Consider the following 11,017-nt stretch of genomic DNA (forward strand, 5'->3'; position numbering starts at 1 on the left):
GGTTCAGCTCAAGGCGACGTTCAGCGCGCTCTCGGGCAGCTCCTTGCCGAAGGCGCGCTGGTAGAACTCGGCCACCAGGGTCCGTTCGAGCTCGTCGCACTTGTTCAGGAAGGTCACCCGGAAGGCGAAGCCGACATCCTTGAAGATGTCGGCATTCTCGGCCCAGGTGATGACCGTGCGCGGGCTCATGACGGTGGAGAGATCGCCATTCATGAACGCGTTGCGGGTCAGGTCCGCCACGCGCACCATCCGGTTGACGATGTCGCGGCCCTGGTCGTTGCGGTAGTGCAGCGCCTTCGAGAGCACGATGTCGACCTCACGGTCGTGCGGCAGGTAGTTGAGCGTCGTCACGATCGACCAGCGGTCCATCTGGCCCTGGTTGATCTGCTGGGTGCCGTGATAGAGGCCCGACGTGTCGCCGAGGCCGACCGTGTTGGCCGTGGCGAACAGCCGGAAGGCCGGGTGCGGGCGGATTACGCGCTTCTGGTCGAGCAGCGTCAGGCGGCCCGACAGCTCCAGCACGCGCTGGATCACGAACATCACGTCCGGGCGACCGGCGTCGTACTCGTCGAACACAAGGGCGACGTTGTTCTGCAGCGCCCAGGGCAGGATGCCGTCCTGGAAGGCGGTGATCTGTTTGCCGTCCTTCAGGACGATCGCGTCCTTGCCGACGAGGTCGATGCGCGAGACGTGGCTGTCGAGGTTGATGCGGATGCAGGGCCAGTTCAGCCGGGCGGCGACCTGCTCGATATGGGTCGACTTGCCGGTGCCGTGATAGCCGGTGACCATCACGCGGCGGTTGCGCGCGAAGCCCGCCAGGATCGCCAGCGTCGTCTCCCGGTCGAAGATGTAGTCCGGATCGAGATCGGGAACGTGCTCCTCCGGCTCGGCATAAGCCGGAACCTTGAGGTCGAGGTCGATGCCGAAGACCTCGCGGACGGAAACGGTGCGGTCGGGCAGCGCGGCGGGCGTGTCGTCAGAGAGCATTCGGGACCTCGTGAGGCGCGGAAGCCCCGGCCGGAAGGAGGGGAGCATCCGCACGGAAGAACGTCGAGCCGGGCATCCGCCGCGGGGCGGACTCGATCTTTAAACGGCGGCGCCGTGCGGCGCCACTGACCGGCACCAGCGCCATATAGGGTCACGCCGCGCGGTTTGCCCTATCGTGCGACCGGATCGGCGTGCATGACGCGTGCCGCTCAGCAGAGGCCGGCGGCGCGCAGGACGTCGTGGGCGCGGATGATGTCGCGCAGACGCTCCTCGAACGAGCGGTCGCCGCCATTGGCATCGGGGTGGAAGCGCTTCACCAGCGCCTTGTACTGCGCCTTGATGGCGGGGCCGTCCGCCCCCTCTTCGAGACCCATCACGTCGAGGGCACGGCGCACCGTGGCGGTGCGGCGGGGCTTTTCCGGCTCCGGCTGGCGGGCGCGGCGCCGTCCCTCGACACCGGCCCCGCGCAGGATGCCGAGCGGATCGACATAGGCCCAGTCCCGGGCCGGCTCCTCGGCCGGCTTGCCTTGGCCGGCCGGGTTCACCCCCATGGCCCAGGTCGGGCGGTGCCCGATGATCGCGTCCTTCTGAAAAGCCTGGACGGCGGCATCGTTCATGCCGTCGAAGTAGTTGTAGCTGGCGTTGTAGGCGCGGACGTGGTCGATGCAGAACCGCCAGTACTGGCCTTCCGCCTTCCGCCCCTTCGGAGCCCGGTGCAGCCCTGGCTGCGTGCAGCCCTGCGCCTCGCACGTGCCGTCGGCCGCGGGCTTCGGCTCGTCGCAGGACGGTTTTCTGATCCGGATGCTGTCGAACAGCCGCGAGTTGAGATCCATGACGGGCCGATTATGAGGGGGCAAACCGGAGACACAAGGGCACCGGGCCTGATGACGCATGCGCGGGATCGGGCTTGACGGATCCCGGCGAATTGAGATGAGGGCGCGATGGCTGACGAGACCGGTAAAGACGACACCCTTCGTGGCTGGATGGAGACGAAACTGCGCGCGGAACTCGCGCCGGCACACCTCGATGTGATCGACGAATCGCACCTGCATGCCGGCCATTCTGGCGCGCGGCCGGGGGGCGAGACCCATTACCGGCTCGACATCGTCGCCTCGGCGTTCGAGGGCAAGAGCCGCGTGGAACGGCACCGCCTGGTCAACGCCCTGCTGGACGATGCCTTCGGGCGCGGCCTGCATGCCCTGGCCTTGCGCGCCCGCACCCCGGCCGAGGCCGCCTGAACTCGGAAGCCCCGGTCCGGCGCAGCCGCCGGGCTGGTACGAGAGGATATGGCGATCGTGGCTCCGGTTCACACGTCCGAGAACGTCGGCTCCGCGCCGGAGCCGCTGGTCCGGCGTACCGGCCGACGGACCCGGGCGACCGCATCCCGGAGGTCGCCATGGCCCTGCGGGTGAATGCGCGGATCGCCATCGCGGACGACGAGATCGCGCTGTCGTTCATGCGCGCCTCCGGGGCGGGCGGGCAGAACGTCAACAAGGTCGAGACCGCGGTCCAGCTGCGCTGGTCGATCCTGGCTTCGCCCTCGGTCGACGAGCGGGTCAAGGCGAACCTGTACAAGCTCGCCGGCCGGCGCCTGACCAAGGACGGCGTCCTGGTCCTGTCCGGCCAGCGGCACCGGACCCAGGAGCGCAACCGGGCGGACGTGCTGCAGCGGCTGGTCGATCTCGTGACCGAGGCGGCCAAGCCGCCGCCGCCGATCCGCCGCGCGACCAAGCCGACCAAGGGCTCGAAAGAGCGACGCATCGGCGCCAAGAAGAGCCGCGCCGTGATCAAGCAGGGCCGGGGCAGCTACCGGGATTCGGACGGCTGACCCGCCGGCCTCGGCGAAAGGCCAGCGGGCCGGTTTCAGTGGATCGCGTCGATCACCTGCGCTTTCGGGCTCGCGTCGGGGGCGGGCGCCGAGCCGGCGACCAGGGTGCTGCCGGGCTTGGCGATGGTCAGCGCGATCGCGATCAGCGCCAGCAGGGCGGCGAGGCCGGCGGGGAACAGGAAGGCGGATTCACCGTAGCGGATGTCGAGCAGGCCGCCCAGGATCGCGCCGGTGCTGAGCCCGGCCCAGAGCGGCGCCTGGATCCAGAACGAGGGCGCCACCGTGCCGAGCAGCAGGTTGGCGCAGCCCGTTCCGAACCGCACCACCGCACCGGTGACGTAGGTCAGTGCCAGCGAGCGCCCGCCCTCGTCCTGCAGGGTCGCGTTCTGGAGCCCCAGGGCCAGTACGATCGGGTAGGCGTGCAGCGGATAGGCGAAGCTGCCCCAGGGCATCAGCAGGCCGCCCGCCAGCAGCAGCGCCTGGAGCGTCAGCAGGACCGCGAGACGCCAGCGCCCGATCCAGGCGGCGATCAGCGTGCCCAGGAAAGCGCCGAAGCAGAACAGGCTGATGGTGCTGGCGACCCGGGTGACGTTCTCCCAGTCGCCGTTGGACACCGCCACGCCGAAGCGGGTCGTGTTGCCCGACATGAACGACATGAACAGCTGCGAGAATTCCAGGAAGCCGATGGAATCGGCGCAGCCCGCGAGCGTCGCCAGCGCGATGGCGAAGAAGATGCGCGTCCGGGGATCCGCCGGGAAGGAGCGGTCCGCTGGCAGGTCGGGCTTGCGCGCCTGTGCGCCACCATCGTTCCCGCCGCCGATATCCGCCATGCCGATCCCCGATTCCACCGCCGCGCTTGAGGCGGCCGACTGACAATGGACGATTAGCCGGGCGTTTTCATGCCGCAGTGCGGCGCAACACAACGACGCGGCCCGGCACCGGCCGGCCGCCCTCCCGCCGGACATCGGCGGGATGCAGGGTCAGGATGTCCAAGCCGGCCCGGCGGGCCGAAGCGGCGATGTGGGAATCCGCATGGGCGTAGCGCCCGTCGGCCCCCAGGATCGCGCCGTCGCCGTCATGGGACTGCACCGTGAAAGCCGCAAGGCCGCCGGGCAGAAGGACCCTTGCGATCTGCTCCAGTACCGGGGCGAGGTTCGCCACGTAGATCAGCACGTCCGCGGCCAGGCACAGATCCGCGGAAGCCGGCGGCTCGCCCGCCAGGAACGCCCCGAGATCGCCCTCGGCCAGGCGGTCGTAGAGCGGCCGGCCGTGTTGGGTCTTGGGCCGGGCCAGCGCCAGCATCCCGGGGGAAAGATCGACCCCGGTGAGGTGCCCAGTCCGGTCGCGGATCGCCGCGCCCATCAGGCCGGTGCCGCAACCGAGATCGAGCGCCGCGTCGAACCGCTCCGGCTCGGGCGGCAGCGCATCCAGGACGAGCTGCGGGCCGACATAGCCCAGCCCGTCCACGAGATGGCGCTCGAAGCGCGAGGCGTAGCCGTCGAATAAGGCCCGGACATAGGCCGGCGACAGGGCCGGCAGCCCGCCGCCTTCGCCGAGGCGAACGAGGTGCGCCCGCACGCCGAGGGTATCGTCGGGGTCGATGTCGAGGGCGCAGGCATAGGCCCGGGTCGCCGCCGCCCGCAATGCGGGGTTGTCGCCCTGGGCGGCCAGCCCCTCCCGGGCGCGGCCCAGCAGCAGCCAGGCCGGCGCGTAGCGGGGCGCGAGCTCCAGCGCCTGCGCGGCGAGATCCGCGGCCCCGGGGAAATCGCCATCGGCCAAGCACGCCTCCGCGTAGCGATAGCGGCGGTCGGCCAGGAGATCGCCGGAACTGTGTTGTGCGGCCATGCGTCTGCCGGGTCGGGGCACCGAAATGGCGCGCTCTCTCGCGCCGAACCGGCGGCCATCTCGGCGGAGAGCGCTCTATATACCGGGGTCACCGGCGGATTCCACCGGCAGCAACGGGCCCGATGCCGACACGCGCGAGCGACCTCCTCACCCTGACCCGTGAGGGCCTCTACTGCCCGCTCGGGGGCTTCCACGTCGATCCGACCTGGCCGGTGGAGCGGGCGCTGATCACTCACGGCCATGCCGACCATGCCCGGGCCGGCCACGGCCATGTGCTGGCGACGCCCGAGACCCTGCGGATCATGGCGGTGCGCTACGGGGAGGATTTCTGCCGGCAGCGCCAGGAGGCCCGGCTCGGCGAGGCGTTGCGCGTCGGCGACGTCACGGTCCGCTACGCCCCCGCCGGCCATGTGCTGGGCTCGGCCCAGATCGCCATCGAGCGGGACGGCGTCCGCGTGGTGGTGTCGGGCGACTACAAGCGGGCGCCGGACCCGACCTGCCTGCCCTTCGAGGTGGTGCCCTGCGACGTGTTCATCACCGAGGCGACCTTCGGCCTGCCGGTCTTCACCCATCCGGACACGCGCGACGAGGTCCGCAAACTCATGGCGTCGGTGGCCCTGTTCCCGGAGCGCGCCCACATCGTCGGCGCCTACGCGCTGGGCAAGGCGCAGCGGGTGATGGCGCTGCTGCGCGAGGAGGGCTGGGACCGGCCGATCCACCTGCACGGGGCGATGGAGAAGCTGACCGAGCTGTACAAGCGCGAGGGCATCCCCCTGGGCGACACGCCCAAGGTCGTGGCCGCCGACCGCAAGGACCTGCACGGCGCCATCGTGATCTGCCCGCCTTCGGCCATGCAGGACCTGTGGTCGCGCAAATTCCCCGATCCTGTGACGTGCTTCGCTTCGGGCTGGATGCGGGTCCGCGCCCGCGCCCGCCAGAAGGGCGTCGAGCTGCCGCTGGTGATCTCCGACCATTCCGACTGGCCGGACCTGTGCCGCACGATCCGCGAGACCGGCGCCGGCGAGGTCTGGGTGACGCACGGCCAGGAGGATGCCCTGGTCCATTGGTGCGGGACGCAAGGGATCAAGGCGAAGCCGCTGCATCTGCTGGGCTATGGCGACGACGGCGAGGCGGAGCCGGCCCCGGCCGACGCTGCGGAACCGGAGGTGGCCGCGTGAACGACTTCGCCCATCTCCTCGACCGCCTGGCCTACGAGCCGCGCCGCAACGCCAAGCTGCGCCTGCTCCAGGACTTTTTCGCGCGCACGCCGGACCCGGAGCGCGGCTACGCGCTGGGCGCCATGACCGGCACGCTCAATTTTCGCGAGGCCAAGCCGGCCCTGATCCGCGGCCTGGTGGAGGAGCGCATCGATCCGGTGCTGTTCCGCCTGTCGCACAACTATGTCGGCGATCTGGCCGAGACCACGGCGCTGATCTGGCCGGCGCCGCGGGATCTCCCTCCCCCCTCTGCGGGCTCCGATCTTCATACGGCGCCGGATGAGGCGCAGGTCCCCTCTCCCGTGCGGGAGAGGGACAGGGTGAGGGTTGCGACCTCTCCGGAAGGACCTGACCCCTCACCCCAACCCTCTCCCGCACGGGAGAGGGGGCACGTCGAGCCCTACACCGACCGTTCTGCGAACCTCGTAGCCCCCGCAGAGGGGGGAGGGGATGCGCCGGCTGGTCTCGGCCACAACAACCCGCCCCCGCACGTTCCGACCCTCGCCGAGGTCGTTGAGACCCTGGCGACCATCCCGAAGCGGGAACTGCCCCGCCACCTCGCCGAATGGCTCGACGCCCTCGACGAGACCGGGCGCTGGGCGCTCCTGAAGCTCGTCACCGGCAATCTCCGCGTCGGCGTCTCGGCGCGGCTCGCCAAGACCGCGGTCGGCGCGCTGGGCGGCCACGAGGCGGATGCGGTCGAGGAGGTCTGGCACGGGCTCACCCCACCGTTCGAGACGCTGTTCGCCTGGGTCGAGGGGCGGGCCGAGCGGCCCGAGACCCTGAACCCGGCCCCGTTCCGGCCGCCGATGCTGTCGCATCCGATCGAGGAGGAGGCCGATCTCGAGAAGCTCGAGCCCGAGGCCTTCTCGGCCGAGTGGAAATGGGACGGCATCCGCGTCCAGCTCGTCGGCGGGCGCGACCGGGCCGGCGCCCAGGTCGCCAAGGTCTATTCCCGCACCGGCGAGGACATCACCGGGGCGTTCCCGGATCTCGCCGAGGCGATCACCTTCACGGGCACGCTCGACGGCGAGCTGCTGATCCTGCGCGAGCGCCGGGTCCAGAGCTTCAACGTGCTGCAGCAGCGCTTGAACCGGAAGGCGGTGACGGGAAAGCTCTTGGAGGAGTTCCCCGCCCATGTCCGGGCCTACGACCTGCTGACGCTGGACGGCGACGATCTGCGGGCGGAGCCGTTCGCGACCCGCCGGGCGCAGCTGGAGGCCCTGGTCACGCGCCTCGACCATGCCCGGATCGACATTTCCCCCGTGGTCCCGTTCGCGGATTGGGAGGCGCTCGCCGCCGCCCGGGCCGACCCGGCCTCCGTGGGGGCCGGGGAGGACGCGGACGCGATCGAGGGCGTGATGCTCAAGCGCCGCAATAGCCCCTACCTGCCGGGTCGCCCGAAGGGGCCCTGGTGGAAGTGGAAGCGGGAGCCCCATATCGTCGACGCGGTGATGATGTACGCCCAGCGCGGCCACGGGAAGCGCTCGTCGTTCTACTCGGACTACACGTTCGGGGTCTGGCGGGAGGCACCCGAGGGCGGCGACGAGCTGGTGCCGGTGGGCAAGGCCTATCACGGCTTCACCGATGCCGAGCTCGCCAAGCTCGACCGCTACGTCCGCAACAACACCACCAAGCGGTTCGGACCGGTGCGCGAGGTCACCCATGGCCACGAGGCGGGCCTCGTGCTGGAGATCGCCTTCGAGGGCGTGCAGCGCTCGACCCGGCACAAATCCGGCGTGGCGATGCGCTTTCCCCGGGTCAGCCGCATCCGCTGGGACAAGCCCCCCGCGGAGGCCGACCGGATCGACGTGCTGGAACGGATCCTGGCCCGCGGCGAGCGCGAGATCGCCCCGGGGGCCGCGCTGACGGAGACGGATGCATGAGGCAGGGCAAGATCGGTTCCGTCGAGCTCCTGGCTTCCGGCGCGGTGGAGCGCCACGCGAGCGGGCGCCTGACCATCGCGACCCAGGGGCAGGGCTTCACGGATTTCACCGCGGCGGTGGCGGAGTTCGTGCGCGGCAGCGGCATCCGGAACGGGCTCGTCACGGTGTTCTGCCGGCACACCTCGGCCTCGCTGACGATCCAGGAGAATGCCGACCCGGACGTGCAGACCGACCTGATGACCGCCCTTGACGGCTTCGCCCCGCGCGGCGCGCCTTACGTCCACGGCGCCGAGGGGCCGGACGACATGCCGGCCCATATCCGCACGCTGGTCACGGATTCCGCCCTGAGCATCCCGTTGGTCGAGGGCCGCATGGCCCTGGGAACCTGGCAGGGCATCTACCTGATCGAGCACCGCGACCGGCCGCATCGGCGGGAGATTGTTCTGAGCGTGATCGGGGCGTGAGCCGGCCAGCAACAGTCGCTCACACACCGGCGATTAACCATGCTGCGCGTCTATAGGCCTGGATAGGATCGGTTTTCTGGGCCGGTCTCGGGAATGGAGACCCCGATGGGCCTTTACGACGCGCTCTCGAATTCGGTGGCCGGCGCCTCGGCGCAGTCCTTCGCGCTCAACAACATCTCCGGGAACATCGCCAACACCCAGACGGCGGGGTTCAAGACCACGGAGACGAGCTTCGCCGACATGCTGGCCCAGACCACGGCCAAGGCCCAGTCGGGTGGCGGCGTCTCGACCAGCACCCGCGATACCCTCGGCATCCAGGGGACGATCCAGTCCACCGGGGTCTCGACCAACCTCGCCATCTCGGGGAACGGCTACTTCGTGGTGCGGTCGAACACCGGCACGCCGCAGAGCCCGACCTTCACGGGCGAGACCGGCTATACCCGGCGTGGCGACTTCGCGGCGGATTCGAGCGGCTATTTGGTCAACGGAGCGGGCTATTACCTGTTCGCCGGCCCCTCGGCCACCGCGCCGGTCCAGGTCCCCACCGGGGCGAACACCCTGGCGAGCCTCGCGGTCTCGCCCGCGGGCACGCTCACCGGCACGGCCGCGGATGGCAGCACGCAGGCGCTCGGGTCGCTCACGCTGGCGCAGTTCGGCGGCCAGGACAACCTGACCTCCCTCGACGGCGGTACCTACGTGGCCAACGGCCGGTCCGGGACGCCGAGCTTCGGGCTCGATGGCGCGACCATCGCGGCCGGTTCGGTGGAGCAGTCGAATGCCGGCATCTCGGACCAGTTCTCCAAGATGATCGAGACCCAGCAGGCCTACACCGCCAACACCAAGGTGATGAGCGCCGCCGACCAGATGCTGCAGGACGCCATCGCGATGGACGTGTGAGGCCCGAGGGCGCGCCTCACAGGAACTTCAGCGGGTCCGTCTCGGGCGGGGGCGGGGCCACGTCGTTGCGGTTCCACCAGCCGCCGCCGAGGGCCACGAACAGGGCCGCGCTGTCGCCGTACTGGGTGGCGCGGGCGCCGGCCGAGGTGACCAGCGCCGAGAGGTAGCCCTGCTGGGCGATCAGCACCTGGGTCGAGGTGACGGCACCGGCGGTGTACTGCTTGCGGATCAGCCCGAGGCTCTGGTTGGTGGCGCTGACCGCGGCATCGGCGGCCGCCACCGCCTTGGCGTCGGCCTGGAGCGCCCGCAGGGCGTCCGCGACGTTCTGGAAGGCGGTGATCACCGTCGCCTTGTACTGCGCCTGCGCCTGGGTCAGCGTCTCCTCCGCCGCCCGCTGGCGCCGGAACAGGGTGCCGGCATCGAAGATCGGCGCCGTCGCCTGGCCGATGATCGTGAAGAACGCCGCCCCGGGATTGGTGACCTGGGCGAGCCGCACCGCGCTGGAACCGCCCGTGGCGGTCAGGCTGAATTGCGGCAGGCGGTTGGCCACGGCGACGCCGACGCCGGCGCTCGCCTGCTGGACCAGGGCCTCGGCCGCCTTCACGTCGGGGCGCTGCTGCACGAGGCGTGAGGGCAGGCTCACCGGCAGCTTGGTCGGCAGGCGCAGGGCCGAGAGCTGGAAGGTCTCCGAGACCTCGTCGGACGGCAGCCGCCCGGCCAGCGCGGTGAGCAGGTTGCGCTGCTGCGCCAGCTGCTTCTCCAGGGGCGGCAGCAATTGCTGCGAGAGCGCCAGCGCGGCCTGCTGCTGGACCACGTCGGCCCCGGCGATCTGTCCGAGCGAGAGCTGCTTGTTGAACAGCTGCAGCACCTCGGTCTGCGCCTGGATCACCTTGCGGGTGGCGTCGATCTGCGCCCGCAGGGCCGCTTCCTGGATGGCGGCGGTGACGACGTTGCCGGTGAGGCTGAGATAGGCCGCCTCCAACTGGAAGCGCTGGTTCTCGGTGGTGGCCTCCAGGGACTCGATCTGGCGCCGGTTCCCGCCGAACACGTCGGGATTGTACGAGACCACCGCCTGCGGCGTGTAGAGGCTGTAGAGGTAGTTGGTCTGGTTGTTGAGCGGCGATTGCAGGTCGAGGCCCGGCGCCAGAACGCCTTGCGCCTGCGGGGTCGCGGTCAGGCTCGGGTAGAGCGTGCCCTTCTGGGCGAGCACGTTCTGCTGCGCGATCCGCAGCGAGGCCTGCGCCGCCTCCAGGGTCGGGTTGTTGGCCAGTGCCTGCTCGACCAGCTGGTTGAGCGGCTTGGAGTGGAACAGGGTCCACCACTGGCCCGGAATGTCGGCGCCGGAGACGAAGCTCTGGTCCGCGGAGCCGCCCTGGCGGGTGCGAATGTTGTCGGCGGCCGACGGGTTCTTCAGCGGCTCCTTGGTGTAGCGGCCGACCGGCGGCGCCTCGGGCGGCACGTAGTTCGGGCCGACCGCGCAGGCCGACAGGCACAGCGCTGCCGCCAGCACGGCAGCCGCACGACCGCACCGTTTCGGCGCCAACTCGACCATCATGCCCCCGAAACCCCTTCCTCGGTAGAGCGTCCGGGCGGAGCGCCGAGTCAATCCGACGGTGTCGCGATCCTGCACGCCGGAGCCGCGCTGTGGCGCCCCGGCCACGTGACGACGCCCGGCCCGCGCCGCTCCCGTTCGGCTCATGCCGCGACCCGATGCTCGGTCCGCGCCTGCGCATTCGGGTTCGGGCGCCGCCGCGAGAACAGCGAGATCAGCACCGGCACCACCACCAGGATCAGGTTCGGGGCCAGGATGATGCCGCCGACCACCACGAGCGCCAGCGGCTTCTGCACCTGCGAGCCGATGCCCGTGGACACCGCCGCCGGCAGAAGGCCGAC

12 protein-coding genes are annotated in these 11,017 nt (G+C 70.6%); 6 read left to right on the forward strand and 6 right to left on the reverse strand.

The annotated features are described in order from the left end of the window. Positions 1-3: 3 nt before the first annotated feature. The gene (gene cobS / locus MKL11_RS08375) at positions 4-987 is read right to left on the reverse strand and encodes a cobaltochelatase subunit CobS (RefSeq protein WP_243942130.1); all 984 of its coding nucleotides are present in this window, start codon (positions 985-987) and stop codon (positions 4-6) included. Between the two features lie 209 nt (positions 988-1,196). Continuing rightward, positions 1,197-1,820, reverse strand: a complete 624-nt coding sequence (locus MKL11_RS08380) for a J domain-containing protein (protein ID WP_243942132.1) — start codon at positions 1,818-1,820, stop codon at positions 1,197-1,199. 108 nt (positions 1,821-1,928) lie between these two features. Between MKL11_RS08380 and MKL11_RS08385 the strand changes: the two genes are divergently transcribed. Together MKL11_RS08385 and arfB are read left to right on the forward strand one after the other, a co-directional pair. Then, positions 1,929-2,225, forward strand: coding sequence for a BolA family protein (locus tag MKL11_RS08385; protein WP_243942133.1), 297 nt, complete (start codon positions 1,929-1,931; stop codon positions 2,223-2,225). A 158-nt stretch (positions 2,226-2,383) separates the two neighbouring features. Continuing rightward, positions 2,384-2,815, forward strand: a complete 432-nt coding sequence (gene arfB / locus MKL11_RS08390) for an alternative ribosome rescue aminoacyl-tRNA hydrolase ArfB (RefSeq protein WP_243942135.1) — start codon at positions 2,384-2,386, stop codon at positions 2,813-2,815. A gap of 35 nt (positions 2,816-2,850) precedes the next feature. On the opposite strand, the gene MKL11_RS08395 is transcribed toward arfB, so the two are convergent. Both MKL11_RS08395 and MKL11_RS08400 read right to left on the reverse strand, forming a co-directional pair. Continuing rightward, complete coding sequence (locus MKL11_RS08395) at positions 2,851-3,645, reverse strand: YoaK family protein (protein WP_243942137.1); 795 nt, start codon at positions 3,643-3,645, stop codon at positions 2,851-2,853. A gap of 67 nt (positions 3,646-3,712) precedes the next feature. Further along, positions 3,713-4,660 carry a methyltransferase domain-containing protein gene (locus MKL11_RS08400; protein ID WP_243942139.1) on the reverse strand — a complete coding sequence of 316 codons (948 nt, stop codon included), beginning with the start codon at positions 4,658-4,660 and terminating at the stop codon, positions 3,713-3,715. 122 nt (positions 4,661-4,782) lie between these two features. On the opposite strand from MKL11_RS08400, the gene MKL11_RS08405 reads away from it, so the two are divergent. The 4 genes from MKL11_RS08405 (at position 4,783) to MKL11_RS08420 (ending at position 9,124) form a co-directional block, all read left to right on the forward strand. Continuing rightward, positions 4,783-5,838: a ligase-associated DNA damage response exonuclease gene (locus MKL11_RS08405; protein ID WP_243942141.1), complete on the forward strand. Its 1,056-nt coding sequence runs from the start codon at positions 4,783-4,785 to the stop codon at positions 5,836-5,838. Continuing rightward, positions 5,835-7,763: a cisplatin damage response ATP-dependent DNA ligase gene (locus MKL11_RS08410; protein ID WP_243942143.1), complete on the forward strand. Its 1,929-nt coding sequence runs from the start codon at positions 5,835-5,837 to the stop codon at positions 7,761-7,763. The genes MKL11_RS08405 and MKL11_RS08410 overlap by 4 nt, the downstream gene beginning before the upstream one ends. Further along, positions 7,760-8,227 (forward strand): secondary thiamine-phosphate synthase enzyme YjbQ, encoded by a 468-nt coding sequence (locus tag MKL11_RS08415; RefSeq protein ID WP_243942145.1) that lies wholly within the window; start codon positions 7,760-7,762, stop codon positions 8,225-8,227. Before MKL11_RS08410 ends, MKL11_RS08415 begins: the two co-directional genes overlap by 4 nt. A 105-nt stretch (positions 8,228-8,332) precedes the next feature. Continuing rightward, the gene (locus tag MKL11_RS08420; protein ID WP_243942147.1) at positions 8,333-9,124 is read left to right on the forward strand and encodes a flagellar hook basal-body protein; all 792 of its coding nucleotides are present in this window, start codon (positions 8,333-8,335) and stop codon (positions 9,122-9,124) included. 16 nt (positions 9,125-9,140) lie between these two features. On the opposite strand, the gene MKL11_RS08425 is transcribed toward MKL11_RS08420, so the two are convergent. Beyond that, positions 9,141-10,823, reverse strand: coding sequence for an efflux transporter outer membrane subunit (locus MKL11_RS08425; RefSeq protein ID WP_243942149.1), 1,683 nt, complete (start codon positions 10,821-10,823; stop codon positions 9,141-9,143). After that, positions 10,820-11,017, reverse strand: a 198-nt coding sequence (locus MKL11_RS08430; RefSeq protein ID WP_243942151.1) for an efflux RND transporter permease subunit, incomplete at its 5' end; no start/stop codon positions are given. The genes MKL11_RS08425 and MKL11_RS08430, both read right to left, overlap by 4 nt.

The sequence above is a fragment of the Methylobacterium sp. J-077 genome (genome assembly GCF_022829365.1).
Lineage (GTDB): Bacteria > Pseudomonadota > Alphaproteobacteria > Rhizobiales > Beijerinckiaceae > Methylobacterium.

Excerpts from the sequence above, each read along its gene's own strand:
- cobS (WP_243942130.1), bottom strand. The coding sequence starts at position 987 with ATGCTCTCTGACGACACGCCCGCCGCGCTGCCCGACCGCACCGTTTCC.
- MKL11_RS08380 (WP_243942132.1), bottom strand. The coding sequence starts at position 1,820 with ATGGATCTCAACTCGCGGCTGTTCGACAGCATCCGGATCAGAAAACCG.
- MKL11_RS08385 (WP_243942133.1), top strand. The coding sequence starts at position 1,929 with ATGGCTGACGAGACCGGTAAAGACGACACCCTTCGTGGCTGGATGGAG.
- arfB (WP_243942135.1), top strand. The coding sequence starts at position 2,384 with ATGGCCCTGCGGGTGAATGCGCGGATCGCCATCGCGGACGACGAGATC.
- MKL11_RS08395 (WP_243942137.1), bottom strand. The coding sequence starts at position 3,645 with ATGGCGGATATCGGCGGCGGGAACGATGGTGGCGCACAGGCGCGCAAG.
- MKL11_RS08400 (WP_243942139.1), bottom strand. The coding sequence starts at position 4,660 with ATGGCCGCACAACACAGTTCCGGCGATCTCCTGGCCGACCGCCGCTAT.
- MKL11_RS08405 (WP_243942141.1), top strand. The coding sequence starts at position 4,783 with ATGCCGACACGCGCGAGCGACCTCCTCACCCTGACCCGTGAGGGCCTC.
- MKL11_RS08415 (WP_243942145.1), top strand. The coding sequence starts at position 7,760 with ATGAGGCAGGGCAAGATCGGTTCCGTCGAGCTCCTGGCTTCCGGCGCG.
- MKL11_RS08420 (WP_243942147.1), top strand. The coding sequence starts at position 8,333 with ATGGGCCTTTACGACGCGCTCTCGAATTCGGTGGCCGGCGCCTCGGCG.
- MKL11_RS08425 (WP_243942149.1), bottom strand. The coding sequence starts at position 10,823 with ATGAGCCGAACGGGAGCGGCGCGGGCCGGGCGTCGTCACGTGGCCGGG.